The 17,199-nt window shown below is 63.9% G+C and carries 16 protein-coding genes; 14 read left to right on the plus strand and 2 right to left on the minus strand.

Going from position 1 to position 17,199, the window contains the following annotated elements; genetic code table 11:
• Positions 1-94 precede the first annotated feature (94 nt).
• Positions 95-1,192, minus strand: coding sequence for a LacI family DNA-binding transcriptional regulator (locus ACLFLU_RS19045; RefSeq protein ID WP_426413687.1), 1,098 nt, complete (start codon positions 1,190-1,192; stop codon positions 95-97).
• A 205-nt stretch (positions 1,193-1,397) separates the two neighbouring features.
• Between ACLFLU_RS19045 and ACLFLU_RS19050 the strand changes: the two genes are divergently transcribed.
• The 12 genes from ACLFLU_RS19050 (at position 1,398) to ACLFLU_RS19105 (ending at position 12,835) form a co-directional block, all read left to right on the plus strand.
• Positions 1,398-2,459, plus strand: coding sequence for an ABC transporter ATP-binding protein (locus ACLFLU_RS19050; protein WP_426413688.1), 1,062 nt, complete (start codon positions 1,398-1,400; stop codon positions 2,457-2,459).
• 58 nt (positions 2,460-2,517) lie between these two features.
• Positions 2,518-3,831, plus strand: a complete 1,314-nt coding sequence (locus tag ACLFLU_RS19055; protein WP_426413689.1) for an ABC transporter substrate-binding protein — start codon at positions 2,518-2,520, stop codon at positions 3,829-3,831.
• 67 nt (positions 3,832-3,898) lie between these two features.
• Entirely contained in the window at positions 3,899-4,846 is a 948-nt protein-coding gene (locus ACLFLU_RS19060; RefSeq protein WP_426413690.1) for a carbohydrate ABC transporter permease, read from the plus strand.
• A 2-nt stretch (positions 4,847-4,848) separates the two neighbouring features.
• Positions 4,849-5,724, plus strand: coding sequence for a carbohydrate ABC transporter permease (locus ACLFLU_RS19065; protein ID WP_426413691.1), 876 nt, complete (start codon positions 4,849-4,851; stop codon positions 5,722-5,724).
• Between the two features lie 74 nt (positions 5,725-5,798).
• Positions 5,799-6,785, plus strand: coding sequence for a D-erythronate dehydrogenase (denD, locus tag ACLFLU_RS19070; protein ID WP_426413692.1), 987 nt, complete (start codon positions 5,799-5,801; stop codon positions 6,783-6,785).
• A gap of 29 nt (positions 6,786-6,814) precedes the next feature.
• Positions 6,815-7,795, plus strand: a complete 981-nt coding sequence (locus ACLFLU_RS19075; protein ID WP_426413693.1) for a sugar kinase — start codon at positions 6,815-6,817, stop codon at positions 7,793-7,795.
• Positions 7,796-7,808: 13 nt separating this feature from the next.
• On the plus strand, positions 7,809-8,459 hold the full coding sequence (eda, locus tag ACLFLU_RS19080) for a bifunctional 4-hydroxy-2-oxoglutarate aldolase/2-dehydro-3-deoxy-phosphogluconate aldolase (RefSeq protein ID WP_426413694.1): 651 nt from the start codon (positions 7,809-7,811) through the stop codon (positions 8,457-8,459).
• Between the two features lie 60 nt (positions 8,460-8,519).
• Positions 8,520-9,689 (plus strand): acetyl-CoA acetyltransferase, encoded by a 1,170-nt coding sequence (locus tag ACLFLU_RS19085; protein ID WP_426413695.1) that lies wholly within the window; start codon positions 8,520-8,522, stop codon positions 9,687-9,689.
• Between the two features lie 116 nt (positions 9,690-9,805).
• Positions 9,806-10,009, plus strand: coding sequence for a hypothetical protein (locus ACLFLU_RS19090; RefSeq protein WP_426413696.1), 204 nt, complete (start codon positions 9,806-9,808; stop codon positions 10,007-10,009).
• Between the two features lie 123 nt (positions 10,010-10,132).
• Positions 10,133-11,332, plus strand: coding sequence for a CaiB/BaiF CoA transferase family protein (locus ACLFLU_RS19095; RefSeq protein ID WP_426413697.1), 1,200 nt, complete (start codon positions 10,133-10,135; stop codon positions 11,330-11,332).
• Between the two features lie 10 nt (positions 11,333-11,342).
• The gene (locus ACLFLU_RS19100; RefSeq protein WP_426413698.1) at positions 11,343-12,479 is read left to right on the plus strand and encodes a thiolase family protein; all 1,137 of its coding nucleotides are present in this window, start codon (positions 11,343-11,345) and stop codon (positions 12,477-12,479) included.
• Positions 12,476-12,835, plus strand: coding sequence for a Zn-ribbon domain-containing OB-fold protein (locus ACLFLU_RS19105; RefSeq protein WP_426413699.1), 360 nt, complete (start codon positions 12,476-12,478; stop codon positions 12,833-12,835). The genes ACLFLU_RS19100 and ACLFLU_RS19105 overlap by 4 nt, the downstream gene beginning before the upstream one ends.
• Positions 12,836-13,290: 455 nt before the next feature.
• On the opposite strand, the gene ACLFLU_RS19110 is transcribed toward ACLFLU_RS19105, so the two are convergent.
• Positions 13,291-14,049, minus strand: coding sequence for a FadR/GntR family transcriptional regulator (locus tag ACLFLU_RS19110; RefSeq protein ID WP_426413700.1), 759 nt, complete (start codon positions 14,047-14,049; stop codon positions 13,291-13,293).
• Between the two features lie 126 nt (positions 14,050-14,175).
• Here ACLFLU_RS19110 and ACLFLU_RS19115 point away from each other — a divergent pair, with 126 nt between their 5' ends.
• Both ACLFLU_RS19115 and ACLFLU_RS19120 read left to right on the plus strand, forming a co-directional pair.
• Positions 14,176-15,567, plus strand: coding sequence for an aspartate aminotransferase family protein (locus tag ACLFLU_RS19115; protein ID WP_426413701.1), 1,392 nt, complete (start codon positions 14,176-14,178; stop codon positions 15,565-15,567).
• An 18-nt stretch (positions 15,568-15,585) separates the two neighbouring features.
• Positions 15,586-17,190, plus strand: coding sequence for an ABC transporter substrate-binding protein (locus tag ACLFLU_RS19120; protein ID WP_426413702.1), 1,605 nt, complete (start codon positions 15,586-15,588; stop codon positions 17,188-17,190).
• Positions 17,191-17,199: the final 9 nt, after the last annotated feature.

A 17,199-nucleotide genomic window follows, 5' to 3' on the forward strand; every position in this document is an offset into this window, starting at 1 on the left:
CGTCCGGGATGCCGATCGGTGCGATGCCCGGCAGCGCGAGCATGTAACAACGGCCCGCCTGCTGGCGAACGTTTCCTCATAGTAGCGATACTACTCATGGGTCGTTGGTAACGCTATCATTTTGTACGGCTGGCGCCCATTCCGGCGGGTGCGGGCTGGCCCCTGGCCGCTGCGTCTGCGAACTTTGCCGCTCGATCACGGTAAAGCCGAGATCGAGCACGGGCTCCTCGGGACGCTTGCCCTCGATCGCCTCGATCAGCATCGCGGCAGCAGTGCTGCCCATCTCGTAACGGTTGGTCCGCACGCTCGTCAGCGTCGGCACCGAGGAGGCCATGAATTCGAGGTCATTGAAGCCGACGATCGCGATCTGCTCGGGGACCGCAATCTCCCGGCGCCGGCATTCGAAGAGCACGCCGAGCGCGAGGTCGTCATTGGCGCAGAACACCGAGTCGATGCCGGGCTCGCGCGCGAGCAGATCGGCGAACAGCGCGCCGCCGAGCGTCACCGAGGTCGGCGTCGCCGTCGTCACGATCTGCCTTTGGTCGAACAGACCGGCGTCCTTCATGGCCGCGACATAGCCGTCGAGCCGGCGCTGCACCCGCGGGTCCATGCGCGCGCCGACGAAGCCGATCCTGCGGTGGCCCTGCGCGAACAAATGAGCGATCGCCGCGCGCGCTGCATCATAATGGGAAAAGCCGATCATCATGTCGACCGGGTTGGGCCCGATCTCCATGATCTGCACGATCGGGCAGTCGGCCGCCTCCAGCATCGCGCGCGATTCCGTGGTCTGGTCGATGCCTGTGACGATCAGTCCTGCCGGCTTCTGCGCCAGAAAGATGCGCAGCAGCTTCTCCTCCTGGAGAATAGAGTAGCGCGTGTTGGACAACTGGATCGAGTAACGGCTGCTTTCCGAGGCGTCATAGATGCCGCGCAGCACGTCGGAAAACACATTGTTGGTCAGTGACGGAATCAAGACACCGATCACCTCGGTGCGTTGCGAGGCCAGCGCCCGTGCCGCAAGGTTGGGCACATAGCCGAGCTCCCGGGCCGCGCTTTCGACCCGCGTCCGCTTGGCGACCGACAGCGCCTCGGGATTGCGGAAGAAACGGGAGGCGGTAATCGGGCTGACGCCGGCGAGCTCGGCGACTTCTGCCAGCCGAATCTTGCCAGACTTGGTGCGCTTTCGACCCATTTGTTGGTCTTAACACAGCCACCCCCGCAAACAAAGGATCGTTGACAGCGCTACCAGCAGCGACTAACCAAAGACAAATTGCCAAAGCCGCACAAACTGCCGACAATGTCGCCCGTTAAGAAGGGCTTCGGGTCGGCGAAGTTCAGAAAAAACAAGACGGTGGCGGCGCCACAGTTGCGTCGTCTAAGTCGGAGGAGGGAGCTAGATGTCGTCTGTGCAAATCCGCGACGTGCGGAAATCGTTCGGCAATTTTGAAGTCCTGCACGGCGTCTCGATTCCGATCGAGGACGGCCAGTTCGTCGTCCTGGTTGGCCCCTCCGGCTGCGGCAAGTCGACGCTTCTGCGCATGCTCGCAGGCCTCGAGAACATCACCTCCGGCACGATCTCGATCGGCGACCGTGTCGTCAACAATGTCCAGCCCAAGGAGCGGGACATTGCGATGGTGTTTCAGAACTACGCGCTCTACCCGCACATGACGGTCGGCGAGAACATGGGCTTCTCGCTGAAGCTGCGGAACGCCGGCTCCGACGAGATCAACAAGCGCGTCAAGCGCGCCGCCGAAATTCTCGCGCTGACGCCATTGCTCGAGCGCTATCCGCGCCAGCTCTCCGGCGGCCAGCGCCAGCGCGTCGCCATGGGCCGCGCCATCGTGCGCGATCCCCAGGTGTTCCTGTTCGACGAGCCCTTGTCGAACCTCGACGCCAAGCTGCGCGTCGCCATGCGCACCGAGATCAAGGAGCTGCACCAGCGGCTCAAGACCACCACCGTCTACGTCACCCACGACCAGATCGAGGCCATGACCATGGCCGACAAGATCGTCGTGATGCATGACGGCATCGTCGAGCAGATGGGCACGCCGCTCGAGCTCTATGACAAGCCGGAAAACCAGTTCGTCGCCGGCTTCATCGGCTCGCCCGCGATGAACTTCCTGAAGGGGCATGTCCGCGTCAACGGCGTTGCGACCTTCGAGGGGCCGAACGGCGTCAAACTGCCGCTCAGGAGCGCGCCGGCCGGCTCGGATGGCAAGCCTGTGGTCTATGGCGTCCGCCCGGAGCATTTCACGATCGCCGACGACGGTGCCGACGCCGAGATCGTCGTGGTCGAGCCGACCGGCTCGGAGACGCAGGTGTTTGCGAAGGTCGGTGGCGAGCAGGTCGTCGCGGTTTTCCGCGAGCGTCACCAGTTCAATCCGGGCGACAAGGTCAAGCTGAAGCCCGATCCGGCCCTGGTGCATCTGTTCGACGAGGCGACGGGCAAGCGCATGTAGCGGCGTTTCGTGACGTAAGACGACCAAAATACAAATATAAAAATTCAGGGAGAGAACGATGAGCCATTTCGACAGGCGTAGTGTGCTTAAAGCCAGCCTGGGCGGCGCAGCTTTGCTCGCTGGCCCGGGTATCGTCCCGGTGCGTGCTGCGGAGTGGACCAACACGCCTGAGCCGAATGCCTCCATTCGCGTGCTGCGCTGGAAGCAGTTCATCCAGGCCGAGTTCGACAAGTTCGCCGAGCAGACCAAGAAGTTCTCCGAAAAGACCGGCATCAAGGTGAAGCTCGAGGCCGAGAGCTGGGAAGACATCCGCCCCAAGGCCGCGGTCGCCGCCAATGTCGGCGCCGGTCCGGACCTGATCGTCGGCACGCTCGACGATCCCTTCAAGTTCCCCGAGAAGCTGATCGACGTGACCGACGTCGCCGACTATCTCGGCAAGCAATATGGCGGCTGGTACCCGGTTGCCGAGCGCTACGGCAAGAAGGGCAACAACTGGATCGCCATTCCGCAGGGCGCAACCGGCGGCTGTCTGAACTACCGTATCAGCCACGTGAAGGCCGCGGGCTTCGAGGAATTCCCCAAGGACACCGACGGCTTCCTGAAGCTGTGCCAGGGCCTGAAGAAGAACAACACGCCGGCCGGCTTCGCGCTCGGCCATGCCACGGGCGATGCCAACGGCTGGTGCCAGTGGGCGCTGTGGGCGTTCGGCGGCAAGGTCGTCAACGACAAGAACGAGGTCGTGATCGACTCGCCGGAGACGATCGCCGCGATCGAATACGTCAAGCAGCTCTATGCGACGTTCATTCCGGGCGTGCTGTCGTGGAACGACTCGAACAACAACAAGGCGTTCCTGAACGGCGAGCTCAGTCTCACCCTGAACGGCATCTCGATCTGGACCGTCGGCAAGAACTCCCCTGATCCCAAGCAGCAGGAGATCGCCAAGGACATGAACCACGCGCCGATGCCGATCGGGCCCGTGGGCGTGTCGACCGAGCAGCAGAACGTCCTGGTCTACTACGGCTACAAGCACTCGAAGTATCCGAAGGCGGTCAAGGAATACATCAAGTTCATGATGGACAAGGAGAACTACGACGCGTGGGAAGTCGCCTCCAACGGCTACGTCTCGCCGCCGCTCCCGGCCTATAACGACAACCCGGTCTGGACCTCCGATCCCAAGATCACGCCGTATCGCGACTGCCTGAAGCGCTGCCGCGACAACGGCTATGCCGGCGATCTCGGCTACGCCTCGGCTGCCGTCATGGGCGATTTCGTCGTGGTCGACATGTTCGCGGAAGCCGCCTCCGGACAGGCCACGGCGAAGGAAGCAGCAGCGCGCGCCGCCGAGCGTGCCAAGCGCTACTATCAGGTCTGATCAGCCACAAGCGGCGGCGTCCGGTTTGCTGGACGCCGCCGTTGTCGTTCTTTGAGGGGAGTCCGACATGGCCGTTATCGCCGAGCCCGTTGCTGCAGAGGTCAAGCGCAGCAGCTTGTGGAGCAGGGCGTTCGAAAGCCGAAATTTTCTCGGCGCCATGTTCATGGTGCCGGCGATCGCCATTCTGATCCTGTTTCTGGCTTACCCGCTCGCGCTCGGATTCTGGCTCGGCATGACCGACACCAAGATCGGCGGCGTCGGCCGTTACATCGGCTTCCGGAACTTCGTCTCGCTGTCGAAGGACTCTGTGTTCTGGCTGTCGGTGTTCAACACCATTTTCTACACGGTGTTCGCGAGCATCGTGAAATTCGCGATCGGACTTTACCTGGCCCTGCTGCTCAACGAGCGGCTGCCGTTCAAGTCGATGGTCCGCGCCATCGTGCTCTTGCCCTTCGTGGTGCCGACCGTGCTGTCGGCGATCGCGTTCTGGTGGATCTATGACAGCCAGTTCTCGATCATCTCCTGGGTACTGATCAAGGCGGGCCTGTTGACCCACTACATCGATTTCCTCGGCGATCCCTGGAATGCGCGCTGGTCGGTGGTGCTCGCCAACATCTGGCGCGGCGTCCCCTTTGTCGCCATCACGCTGCTGGCGGGATTGCAGACCATCTCGCCGTCGCTTTACGAGGCCGCCAATCTCGATGGCGCCACCAATCTGCAGCGCTTCCGCCACATCACGCTGCCGATGCTGTCGCCGATCATTGCGGTGGTGATGACGTTCTCGGTGCTGATGACGTTCACCGACTTCCAGCTGATCTACACCATCACGCGCGGCGGCCCGATCAATGCCACGCACCTGATGGCGACGCTGTCGTTCCAGCGCGCGATCACCGGCGGCAATCTCGGCGAGGGCGCGGCGATCTCGAACGCGATGATCCCGTTCCTGGTCGCGGCAATTCTGCTCAGCTTCTTCGGGCTTCAGCGCTCCCGCTGGCAGCAGGGCGGGAGGGACTAACCATGACCACCGTGGACGACCAAAGCGTCGGAATGGACTACCTGGAAAGTTTTCCGCGGAAATTCCTTCGCGTCTACCTTCCGCTCGGCCTGATCATCGTCTTCCTGCTGTTCCCGTTTTACTGGATGGCGGTGACGACGTTCAAGCCGGACGCGGAGATGTACGACTATGAGAAGTACAATCCGTTCCTGATCGCGCATCCGACGCTCGAGCACGTCAAGAAGCTGTTCTTCGACACCGACTATCCGCTGTGGATGTGGAACACCGTCATCGTCTCGGTGTCCTCGACCTTCATCTCGCTGTTCGCCAGCGTCTGCGCGGCCTATGCGATCGAGCGTCTGCGCTACAAGGGCTCGCGCTATGTCGGCCTTGCGATCTTCCTCGGCTATCTCGTCCCGCCCTCGATCCTGTTCATTCCACTGGCGGCGATCGTGTTCCAGCTCGGCCTGTTCGACGGCAATCTGGCGCTGATCCTGACCTATCCGACCTTCCTGATCCCGTTCTGCACCTGGCTCCTGATGGGCTATTTCCGCACCATTCCTTACGAGCTTGAGGAATGCGCGCTGATCGACGGGGCGACGCGGCTCCAGATCCTGACCAAGATCACGCTGCCGCTGTCGCTGCCGGGGGTGATCTCGGCGGGCATCTTCGCCTTCACGTTGTCCTGGAACGAGTTCATCTACGCGCTGACCTTCATCTCCTCGTCTGAAAACAAGACGATTCCGGTCGGCGCCATCACCGAGCTCGTCAATGGCGACGTCTACCATTGGGGCGCCCTGATGGCGGCGGCCCTGACCGGCTCGGTCCCCGTAGTTATCCTTTATTCCTTCTTCGTAGAGTACTATGTGTCGGCGATGACCGGCGCCGTGAAGGAATGATTGCGGGGCCTGCCTGAGAACGCGCCAGACCATTCAAGAGCGGCGCGTTCCGGCCAATAAGAAGGAGTAGGCTCTTGCACATTCTGGTTCTGGGCGCTGCCGGCATGGTCGGCCGCAAATTGTGTGAACGGCTGTTGCGCGACGGCCGGCTCGGCAAGAGCGACATCACCAAGCTGACCATGCACGACGTGGTCGAGCCCAAGAAGCCGGAGAAGGCCGGTTTCCCCGTCGAGACCGTCTCGGGCGATTTCGCTGTGCCGGGCGCCGCCGAAAAGCTGATCGCCGGCCGTCCCGACGTGATCTTCCATCTCGCCGCGATCGTCTCGGGCGAGGCCGAGCTCGATTTCGACAAGGGCTACCGCATCAATCTCGACGGCACGCGGATGCTGCTGGACGCTGTCAGGCTCGTCCGCGGCGGCTACAAGCCGCGCGTGGTGTTCACGTCCTCGATCGCAGTGTTCGGCGCGCCGTTCCCGGATGCGATCGGCGACGAGTTCTTCCACACGCCGCTGCTCAGCTACGGCACCCAGAAGGCGATCGGCGAGCTGCTGCTGGCGGATTATTCGCGCCGCGGCTTCCTCGACGGCATCGGCATCCGCCTGCCGACCATCTGCATCCGTCCCGGCCTGCCCAACAAAGCGGCATCGGGCTTCTTCTCCAACATCCTGCGCGAGCCGCTCGCCGGCAAGGACGTGGTCCTGCCGGTTTCCGAGGACGTCCGCCACTGGCACGCCACGCCGCGTTCCGCGGTCGGCTTCCTGCTCCATGCCGGCACCATGGATCTCGCGACCGTCGGCCCGCGCCGCAACCTGACCATGCCGGGCCTGTCGGCCACGGTCGGAGAGCAGATCGCAGCGCTGAAGCGTGTCGCCGGCGACAAGGTCGCGGCTCGCATCAAGCGGGAGCCGGATCCCTTCATCATCGGCATCGTCGGCGGCTGGCCTCGCAATTTCAATGCGAAGCGGTCGCTCGAGCTCGGCTTCACCACCGCCGAGAAGACGTTTGACGATATCATCCGCATCCACATCGACGACGAGCTCGGCGGCAATTTCGTCGCCTGATCGTATCGATGAACAGCGTGGATATGACGATGGCGAGCGTTGCTTGCATCGGTGAATGCATGGTCGAGCTCCGGCAGGCTCAAGGTGGACATTCCACCGGCCAGTCTGCCGGGCAGGGCGGTGGCCTGTTCTCGCGCGGCTTCGGCGGCGACACCCTCAACACGGCGGTGTATCTGGCGCGGCTCGAGGTCAAGGTTGATTATCTCACCGCGCTCGGCGACGACGGCATGAGCGAGGAGATGATTGCGGCCTGGAACGCCGAGGGCGTCGGCACGCGGCGCGTGGTGCGGCTGCCGGGCAAGCTGCCCGGCCTCTACATGATCCAGCTCGATGCCAACGGCGAGCGCCAGTTCTTTCACTGGCGCGACAGTGCGGCGGCGCGGCAGTTGATGAGCCTGCCGGAGACCGACGAGATCCTGAATTCGCTGATGAGCTACGACATCGTCTATCTCTCGGCGATCACGCTCTCGATCTACGACGCCGCCGGTCGTGATCGTCTGTTTGCGGCAATCAAGCGCGCGCGCCTGCTCGGCACCCGCTTCGTGTTCGACACCAACTTTCGCGCGCGCGGCTGGCCCGACCGCGACGTCGCGCGCGAGGTGTTTGCCGCAGCCTTTGCAGCCGCCGACATCGTGCTGACGTCGACCGAGGACCTGCTCGCGCTCCATCCCGGCGAGAGCGCTGAGCAGCTGATGGCGCGCATCCCGACGCCCGAGCTGGTGTTCCGGCTCGCCGAACCCGTCAGCCTGCTGCGCTTTCCCGGCGGCACGAGTGAAGTCCGCGCCGAACCAATGACCAAGCCGGTCGTTGACACCACGGCGGCCGGTGACAGCTTTGCCGCGGCCTATATCGCGGCCCGGCTCGGCGGTTCCGATTCCGTTGAGGCGGCCCAGGCCGGGCATCGTCTCGCCAGCCTCGTGATCTGCTATCCCGGCGCCATCATTCCGGGCTATGCCATGCCGCCGAAGAAGCGGCACCGGCCGGCGACCACGCGTCAAGCGACCAAGTGAAACGAAAGCCAAGATGACCACGACTGCCCAACAGAACCACCTCGTCGCGCTGTTCAAGGCCGCGACCGTCATTCCCGTCCTCACCATCGAGCGGATCCAGGACGCCGTGCCGCTGGCGCGTGCGCTGGTGGCCGGCGGCGTCCGCACGCTGGAGGTGACCCTGCGCACCCCCGTTGCGATCGAGGCGGCGAGGGCGATGATGGCCGAAGTTCCCGAGGCGGTCGTCGGCATCGGCACGATTCTCAATCCGGCCGACTTTACCCGTGTCGAGAAGCTCGGCGTCGCGTTCGGCATCAGCCCGGGTCTGACCCCGGATCTGTTGAAGGCCGCCACCGATAGCTCCTTGCCGTTTGCGCCGGGCATTGCCACGGCGTCCGAACTGATGATGGCGCTGTCCTACGGCTTCGACGTCGCAAAATTCTTCCCGGCCGAGCAGGCCGGCGGCATCAAGGGGCTGCGCGCGCTGGGCGGGCCGTTCCCGAACGTGCGGTTTTGCCCGACCGGCGGGGTCGGCGAGGCCAATGCGGCGACCTGGCTTGCCGAGCCCAATGTGGTCGCCGTCGGTGGTTCCTGGCTGTGCCCGATGGCGGAGATCAGGGCCGGGAACTGGGCCGGCATAACTGCCATCTGCCAGCGCACCCTCCAGGCCCTTAAACCTGCGTGAAGTCTTGCCATCCCTGGGCTAAGACTTAGCTCAGCAAGAGACCGCCAGGGAGAAAAGACCATGACCGCCAGCATCGTCGGATGGGCGCATACGCCGTTCGGCAAGTTCGACGCCGAAACCGTCGAAAGCCTCGTCACCCGCGTCGCCAACGAGGCGATGGCCGATGCCGGCATTTCGGCCTCCGATGTCGACGAGATCGTGCTCGGCCATTTCAACGCCGGCTTCTCGGCGCAGGATTTTACCGCCTCGCTGGTGCTCCAGGCCGACCCGAAGCTGCGCTTCAAGCCGGCGACCCGCGTCGAAAATGCCTGCGCGACCGGCTCCGCGGCGGTGCACCAGGGCCTGCGCGCGATCGCCGCGGGCGCGGCCAAGATCGTGCTGGTTGTCGGCGTCGAGCAGATGACCCGCACCCCGGGTCCGGAGATCGGCAAGAACCTGCTCAAGGCGTCGTACCTGCCTGAGGACGGCGACACCGTCGGCGGCTTCGCCGGCGTGTTCGGCAAGATCGCCAGCTCGTATTTCCAGAAATACGGCGACCAGTCCGATGCGCTGGCGCTGATCGCGGCCAAGAACCACAAGAACGGCGTCGCCAATCCCTTCGCCCAGATGCGCAAGGATTTTGGCTTCGACTTCTGCCGCGCCGAGAGCGAGAAGAACCCTTATGTTGCGGGACCGCTGAAGCGCACCGACTGCTCGCTGGTCTCCGACGGCGCGGCTGCGCTGGTGCTGGCCGATGCCGAGACCGCCAAGGGCATGGGCAAGTCGATCGGCTTCCGCGCCACCGCACACGCGCAGGACTTCCTGCCGATGTCCAAGCGCGACATCCTTCAGTTCGAGGGCTGCACGGTCGCCTGGCAGCGCGCGCTGGAGCAGGCCGGCGTGACGCTGTCTGACCTCTCCTTCGTCGAGACCCATGACTGCTTCACCGTCGCCGAGCTGATCGAGTACGAAGCGATGGGCCTGACGCCGAAGGGGCAGGGCGCCCGCGCTATCAAGGAAGGCTGGACGCTCAAGGACGGCAAGCTGCCGGTCAATCCGTCCGGCGGGTTGAAGGCCAAGGGCCATCCGATCGGCGCCACCGGCGTCTCCATGCATGTGATGACCGCGATGCAGCTCGCAGGCCAGGCGCCCGAGGGCATGCAGCTCAAGAACGCAAAGCTTGGCGGCATCTTCAACATGGGCGGCGCCGCCGTCGCCAACTACGTCTCCGTGCTTGAGCCGCTGAAGTAGGTCTCGTAGGGTGGGCAAAGGCGCGAAAGCGCCGTGCCCACGTTTTCTTGCGTTAGATCATGGTGGGCCCGCTTCGCTTGGCCCACCCTACGGCTCCTGATTGCTAGGACGACATCATGAGCAACGACTACGACTATCTCTCGACGGACCAACTCAACGATCGCATCGCGATTCTCGAGGACAATATCCGCCAGCTGATCGAGCAGGCTGCTGCCGCCTCTGGCGAGCAGAACGAGTCGCGCATCGCCGACCGCATCAACCAGCAGAACGATGAGCTCGACCGTCTCATCAAGATCCGCGAGTCCCGCCAGAAGAAATAGCGCCCGTATCGGCCTGCGCATGCGGCCATACCCAGGCCGCCCTTGCGCGCGCGGCGTCACTGCCTTTAGCTGGACCGAAATCGCGAGGCCGCTTCGAGAGCCCGCGCAATCGGGAGCGAACGAATGGGGCCGCTGAAGGGCATCAAGGTCGTCGACATGACCACCGTGCTGATGGGGCCTTATGCGACCCAGATGCTCGGCGATTACGGTGCCGACGTGATCAAGGTGGAATCGCTCGATGGTGACGTCACCCGCCTGATCGGCCCGATGCGGCATACCGGCATGGGGCCGGTGTTCCTCAACACCAACCGCAGCAAGCGCTCGATCTGTCTCGACCTGAAGACGCCTTCGGGGCGCGACGCCGTGCTGCGTCTGCTGAAGGATGCCGACGTTCTCGTCTACAACGTCCGCCCGCAGGCGATGGTGCGGCTTCAGCTTGGTTATGACGTCGTCTCGGCGATCAACCCGCGCCTCGTCTATGCCGGCGTGTTCGGTTTTGGTCAGGACGGGCCCTACGCCGCAAAACCCGCTTACGACGATCTGATCCAGGGCGCCACTGCGCTGCCCGCCTTGATGGCGCAGACCGGCGACGGCGTGCCGCGCTATGTGCCGAACGCGCTGGTCGACCGCATCGTCGGCCTCACCGCCGTCGGCGCAATCTGCGCCAGCCTTGTGCATCGCGACCGCACCGGCCGCGGCCAGCGCGTCGACGTCCCGATGTTCGAGACCATGGCTGGCTTCGTCATGGGCGACCACATGGGCGGGCTCACCTTTGATCCGCCGCTCGACAAGGGCGGCTATGCCCGCCATCTCTCGCGCGACCGCCGGCCGTACAAGACCTCGGACGGCTATCTCAGCGTCATCGTCTACAACGACAAGCAGTGGGAGAACTTCTTCAGGGCGACAGGCCGCGACGATCTGCGCGCCGATCCGAAGTTCGCGAATTTTGCCGGCCGCGCCGCCAATATCGACGTCGTCTATGCCGAGCTCGCGCGCATCTTCGAGACGCGCACCACAGCCGAATGGATCGACCTGCTGACCAAGGCCGACGTGCCCGTGATGCCGATGCACGACCTCGCGTCGATCCTGCATGACGAGCATCTGGAGGCGACAGGCTTCTTCCCGGTTGTGAACCATCCGACCGAAGGGCCGATCCGCAGCATGAAGGTGACGGCGACCTGGTCGGACACAGAAGCCGAGCCGGTGCGGCTGGCGCCCCGCCTCAACGAGCACGGCGCTGAGATTTTGCGCGAGATCGGCTACTCCGCTGACGAGATCGCAGCCATGGTCCGCGATGGCGTCACGCGCTCGGCGCCGGAGTAGGGAGGGCATCATGAGCTTCATCACCGGCGTCGGCCTCACGCCCTACGGCAAGCATGAAGGCTCGTCCTCGCTCGACCTGATGAGCAAGGCGGCGCAAGCCGCGCTCGACGATGCCGGGCTGAAGCGGGCCGAAATCGACGGCATCCTCTGCGGCTACTCGACTGTCTCGCCGCACATCATGCTGGCGACCGTTTTCGCCGAACATTTTGGCATCCGCCCGAGCTACGCCCACGCCGTCCAGGTCGGCGGCGCCACGGGCCTCGCGATGACCATGCTCGCGCATCACCTGGTCGAAAGCGGTGTCGCGCGCAATGTGCTCGTCGTCGCCGGCGAGAACCGCCTGACCGGACAGAGCCGCGACGCCTCGATCCAGGCGCTGGCGCAGGTGGGGCATCCCGACTACGAGGTGCCGCTGGGGCCGACCATTCCCGCTTATTACGGCTTCGTCGCCACCCGCTACATGCACGAATACGGCGTCACCGAAGAGGACCTCGCCGAATTCGCAGTGCTGATGCGCAGCCACGCCTGCACCCATCCCGGCGCGCAATTCCACGATCCCATCACGGTCGCCGACGTCATGGCCTCGAAGCCGGTGGCGATGCCGCTCAAACTGCTCGACTGTTGCCCGGTCTCCGACGGCGGCGCGGCCTTCATCATCAGCCGCGAGCGAACCGGCGCGGCGGGCGTGCGCATCCGCGGCTGCGCGCAAGCGCATACCCATCAGCACGTCACCGCCGCACCAGCGCTTAGCGAGCTTGGAGCCGAAATCTCCATCGCGCGCGCCAAGGCCGCCGCCGGCCTTGCGATCTCCGACGTGCGCTACGCCGCCATCTACGACAGCTTCACCATCACGCTCGCCATGCTGCTGGAAGATCTCGGCCTTGCCGGCCGCGGCGAGGCGGCCGCGCGCGTGCGCTCCGGCCATTTCAGCCGCGACGGCGCGATGCCGCTCAACACCCATGGCGGCCTGCTGAGCTACGGCCATTGCGGCGTCGGCGGCGCCATGGCGCATCTGGTCGAGGCGCATTTGCAGATGACGGGGCGGGCGGCTACCCGCCAGGTGCGCGACGCCTCGATTGCGCTTCTGCACGGCGACGGCGGCGTGTTGTCGTCCCATGTCAGCATGTTTCTGGAGCAAGTGCGATGAGCGAACGAATCGCAGATTGGACCAAAGGCGAGCAGGCGATCGCGTACCAGACCTGCGTCGCATGCGGCCATGTGCAGTATTTCCATCGCGCCTTCTGCGCGGCCTGTGGAACTGCCGATCCGCGCGAGGCGCGCGCCAGCGGCAAGGGCAGGGTCTATGCGACCTCGCTGGTCTGCCGCGCCGCTACGCCCGAGACGCGTGCGCACGTGCCCTACAACATTCTGCTGGTCGATTGCGCCGAGGGATTTCGCATGATGGCCCATGGCGAGAATGATCTTGCCATTGGCGATGAGGTGACCGCGGGCTTCAAGCCGTTTGCCGGGAAGCTCGTTCCGTTCTTCACCAAGACAGCGTAACGGGATTCCGTCATTCGGGGGCGGTCCAAGGGACCGAGCCTGGAACGGGTATTCTGGGCCTGGCCTGTGCGAGAGCCACCCCGGAATGACGAAAACTCTGATACTCTGAAACGCTAACTCAACGCCCGTAGAATAATATGCTGGCGATGACGAGCATCGCCATCACCGCCAGCATATGCGCGAACGCTTCCGAGGCCGCCCCCTTGGTGGCTTCCTTCATGCCGTTTCTCCCTAGACTTGGGCGTGACTCATCGTTGTGCGCGCTGCACACCCGACGGCCAATTATTTTACTCGGAACACCCCACATCGAGTATTCGCTGCAATGTGTCCCCACGCGGCGAATATCGACTGTGCCAAGGTCGATCAGCAATGCGGCGGCATTTTGACTCGATGTTGTTGCTCCTGCGGTCGCACAGCGCAGAGTTTGCGGAAACTTTCTTTGACCGCGACAAGTCTCAGCGAATTTTCTTGGTGGAGTTCGCAGACGATTTGGGTGCGGCCATTGATTTGGCATTTGAAGCCACCATCAGTGCATCCCTGATATTGTTGAGGTGACGCGTCATCGCGTGGCTCGCCTTGCGTGGGTTCCTCGCCTGAACGGCATCGAATATGGCCTCGTGATCCCTGACCCACATGGGACGATAGTCCTCCATCTGCATGTGGTTGTGAATCTCCTGCCAGATGCCGGACTCGGTCTGCGCGCGCCACAGCGAGTCGCAAATCGACACCAGCGTGCCGTTCCCCGTCGCTTCGGCCAGCACCACGTGGAAACGATGGTCTGACGTGTCGGCCTCACGGCCCTGCGCGTGTTCCCAGCGCATCATGGCAAGCGCTTCGGCAAGCTGCGCGAAGCTCGTCTCCGACGCGCGCTGAGCGGCGATCGCCGCAATCTGCGGCTCGATCAGCTGGCGCGCCTCCAGGTTCTCGAACGGCCCAAATCCTTCGAGCGCATGCACGTCCGGCGTTTCCTGCCGGCTGATCACGTAAACGCCGCTGTTGCTGCGGACCTTCAACATACCGGCCATCGCCAACGACAGGATCGCCTCGCGCACGGTCGGCCGCGACACGCCAAAGGTTTTCGCGAGGTCGCGTTCAGCTGGCAGGCGCTGGCCGATCCGGTAACTCGCCTGGACCATCGCTGTGATGCGCCGGGCGACGATCTCGAAGCTGCGTTCCGGCCTGGAGGGAGGATCTGGTAACATCGCGATGCTCATCAGCTGTTTTTTTGAGTTTGACAAGCCGACGCGATAAAGCCAAGCTGGTCAGACCAATTTGGACTGACCAATTTGGTCGACCAAGACCGAATAGGTGTCCTGGGCGGGAAGACGGAGCGTCTGCGCGTGTCCGACAGAAGACTGAATTCAGCCGAGGCGCGCGATATAGCGTTCCATCTGCACTCGCAGACCAACCCGCAGCGCCATGCAGAAATCGGACCGTTGATCATGGCGCGCGGCGAGGGCGTCCATGTCTATGACGCAAACGGCAAGCGTTATCTGGAAGCGATGGCCGGCCTGTGGTGCACCTCGCTCGGCTTTTCCGAGACGCGGCTCAAGGCAGCCGCAATGGCGGCCTACGACAAATTCGGCTTCTATCACAGCTTCAATCACAAGACGCCGGACAACACGATCGACCTCGCCGAGAAGCTGGTCGAAATCTCGCCGATCCCGGATGCGCAGGCTTATTTTGCCACGTCGGGCTCGGAAGCCACAGAGACCATGGTGAAGCTCGCCTGGGTCTATCACGCAGTCCGCGGCAAGCCCGGCAAGCGCAAGATTATCGCCCGCGATCGCGGTTTCCACGGCTCGACCATCGTCGCTGCGTCGATGTGCGGCTTGCCGCGCATGCACCGTGAATTCGGCCTTCCGCTCGACGGTTTTCTGCACACGCATTGCCCGGATGCCTATCGGGGCACCAGGCCGGGCGAGAACGAAGCAGCCTTCGTCGACCGGCTTGCTGCCGATCTCGAAGCGCTGATCATGGCCGAGGGGCCGGATACGATCGCCGGCTTCATTGCCGAGCCAATCAACGCCGGCGGCGGCATCGTCGTGCCGCCGAACGGCTATTTTGCCAAAGTTGAAGCGGTGCTGCGCCGTCACGACATCCTGGTGCTCGGCGACGAAGTGGTGTGCGGCTTCGGCCGCACCGGCAATTGGTTCGGCTGCCAGACGGTCGGCATGAAGCCGGACATGGTTGCGCTCGCCAAGGGCATCACCTCGTCCTATTTCCCGATGTCGGCCGTATTGCTCGGCCGTCCGATTCAGGACGCGCTCGCCGAGATGAACAAGGGCGGTGAGTTGTTCGGCCACGGCTTCACCAATTCCGGTCATCCGGTCGGCGCGGCCATCGCGCTCGAAACGCTGAAGATCTATCACGAGATGGATGTGGTGCCCCATGTCCGCCGCATGGGCGGCAGGCTCCGCGCCGGACTGGACCAGGTTGCGCGGGACTCGCGCATCGTGGGCCAGGTGCGGGGCGAGGGGCTGATGATCGGAGTCGAGCTGGTCGCCGATCCGGCGACGCGACAGGCCTTCGATCCGGCGCTGAAGGTCGGAGCGATGTTCGACGCATGCGCAATCGACAACGGCCTTATCATCCGCGCGATGGGCGACACGATCGGGTTCTGTCCACCGCTGATCATCGACGAAGCCGGGGTCGACGAGGCACTTGATCTCTTCGCGCGAACCTTGTCCGGCGTCGAAGCCAGGCTCGCCGAGAACCGTCCATCCGCGTAACTCCTTGAGGAGAATAGCATGCGTCGTCGAGACCTGCTTCGTTCCACACTGGGCGCCGGTCTCGGCGCCGCATTGGCATCGACTTTTCCGATGCCGCGGCTGGCCCGCGCACAGGGCGCTCGCGTGCTGCGCTTCGTGCCGCAGGCCGATGCGGCGATCCTCGATCCGATGATCACCACCGGCCTCGTCAATCGGAACCACGGCTTTCTGATCTGGGACACGCTCTACGGCGTGGACGAGAAATTCCAGGTCCAGCCGCAGATGGTCGCCGGCCATACCGTCGAGAACGACGGCAAGCTGTGGACCATGACCTTGCGGGACGGGTTGAAATTCCACGACGGTGAGCCCGTGCGCGGACGCGACGTGGTGGCAAGCCTGAAGCGCTGGGCCTCGCGCGATGCCTTCGGCAATTCACTCTTCACCCTGGTGGACGAACTCTCGGCGCCGGACGACAAGACCGTGCGCTGGCGTCTCAAATCACCGTTCCCGATGCTGCCTGAATCGCTTGGCAAGGTCGGCGCCATCGTCGCCTTCATCATGCCGGAACGTCTGGCGCAGACGGACAGCGTCACGCCGGTCAAGGAATTGATCGGGTCCGGTCCGTTCAAATTCCAGGCTGACCAGCACGTGCCCGGCGCACGGCTGGTCTACACGCGCTTCGATGGTTACGTGCCGCGCACCGACGGAATGCCGAGCCAGCTTGCCGGTCCGAAGATCGCCAATTTCGACAGGGTGGAGTGGCAGGTCATCCCGGATCCGGCGACGGCGGCGGCCGCGCTTCAGCACGGTGAGATCGACTGGTGGGATCAGCCCATCGTCGATTTGCTGCCGACGCTGAAGGCCAACAAGACGCTCAATGTCGAACTGCTCGACCCGATCGGCAATGTCGGCGTGCTGCGCTTCAACCATACCCAGCCGCCGTTTGACAATCCGGCGATCCGCCGGGCCGTGCTCTCCGCCATCAACCAGAAGGACTTCATGTCTGCGATCGCGGGCGAGGACACCAATCTCTGGCGCGACAAGGTCGGCTACTTCGCACCCGGCGGCAACATGGCCAACGATGCCGGCATGGACGCGCTCGCCGGTCCGCGGGATATCACGGCCGCGGCCAAGGCGATCAAGGATGCCGGCTACAAGGGCGAGAAAGTGGTCCTGATCGCGCCGGGCGATTTCCCGGTGATCGGCCAGATGAGCGAGGTGACCGCCGACCTGTTCCGCAAGCTTGGCTTCAATCTCGACTATGCCGTCATGGATTGGGGCTCGATGCTGCGGCGGATGGCCAATCGCGAGACGCCGGACAAGGGCGGCTATAGCGCCTTCTGCACCTATTCCGCCGGCGTGACCCAACTGAATCCGTCCGCGCACAACTTCATTCGCGGCAGCGGCGACAAGGCGACCTTCGGCTGGGCGAAGAGCGAGAGGCTGGAGCAGTTGCGCGATGCCTGGTTTGCCGCGCCCGATGCCGCGGCGCAGGCCAGCATTGGCGTCGAGATGCAGAAGCAGTGCTTCATCGACGTTCCCTACGTGCCGCTGGGTGTGTTTTATCAGCCGACGGCCTACAGGAAGAACCTGACGGGCATGCTCAAGGGCCTGCCATTGTTCTGGAACGTGCGCCGCGCCTGAAGGGGATTT

Source organism: Bradyrhizobium ganzhouense, from assembly GCF_049949285.1.
In the GTDB taxonomy this organism is placed as follows: Bacteria; Pseudomonadota; Alphaproteobacteria; order Rhizobiales; family Xanthobacteraceae; genus Bradyrhizobium; species Bradyrhizobium ganzhouense.

Excerpts from the sequence above, each read along its gene's own strand:
- ACLFLU_RS19045 (WP_426413687.1), bottom strand. The coding sequence starts at position 1,192 with ATGGGTCGAAAGCGCACCAAGTCTGGCAAGATTCGGCTGGCAGAAGTC.
- ACLFLU_RS19050 (WP_426413688.1), top strand. The coding sequence starts at position 1,398 with ATGTCGTCTGTGCAAATCCGCGACGTGCGGAAATCGTTCGGCAATTTT.
- ACLFLU_RS19055 (WP_426413689.1), top strand. The coding sequence starts at position 2,518 with ATGAGCCATTTCGACAGGCGTAGTGTGCTTAAAGCCAGCCTGGGCGGC.
- ACLFLU_RS19060 (WP_426413690.1), top strand. The coding sequence starts at position 3,899 with ATGGCCGTTATCGCCGAGCCCGTTGCTGCAGAGGTCAAGCGCAGCAGC.
- ACLFLU_RS19065 (WP_426413691.1), top strand. The coding sequence starts at position 4,849 with ATGACCACCGTGGACGACCAAAGCGTCGGAATGGACTACCTGGAAAGT.
- ACLFLU_RS19075 (WP_426413693.1), top strand. The coding sequence starts at position 6,815 with ATGGCGAGCGTTGCTTGCATCGGTGAATGCATGGTCGAGCTCCGGCAG.
- eda (WP_426413694.1), top strand. The coding sequence starts at position 7,809 with ATGACCACGACTGCCCAACAGAACCACCTCGTCGCGCTGTTCAAGGCC.
- ACLFLU_RS19085 (WP_426413695.1), top strand. The coding sequence starts at position 8,520 with ATGACCGCCAGCATCGTCGGATGGGCGCATACGCCGTTCGGCAAGTTC.
- ACLFLU_RS19090 (WP_426413696.1), top strand. The coding sequence starts at position 9,806 with ATGAGCAACGACTACGACTATCTCTCGACGGACCAACTCAACGATCGC.
- ACLFLU_RS19095 (WP_426413697.1), top strand. The coding sequence starts at position 10,133 with ATGGGGCCGCTGAAGGGCATCAAGGTCGTCGACATGACCACCGTGCTG.
- ACLFLU_RS19100 (WP_426413698.1), top strand. The coding sequence starts at position 11,343 with ATGAGCTTCATCACCGGCGTCGGCCTCACGCCCTACGGCAAGCATGAA.
- ACLFLU_RS19105 (WP_426413699.1), top strand. The coding sequence starts at position 12,476 with ATGAGCGAACGAATCGCAGATTGGACCAAAGGCGAGCAGGCGATCGCG.
- ACLFLU_RS19110 (WP_426413700.1), bottom strand. The coding sequence starts at position 14,049 with ATGAGCATCGCGATGTTACCAGATCCTCCCTCCAGGCCGGAACGCAGC.
- ACLFLU_RS19120 (WP_426413702.1), top strand. The coding sequence starts at position 15,586 with ATGCGTCGTCGAGACCTGCTTCGTTCCACACTGGGCGCCGGTCTCGGC.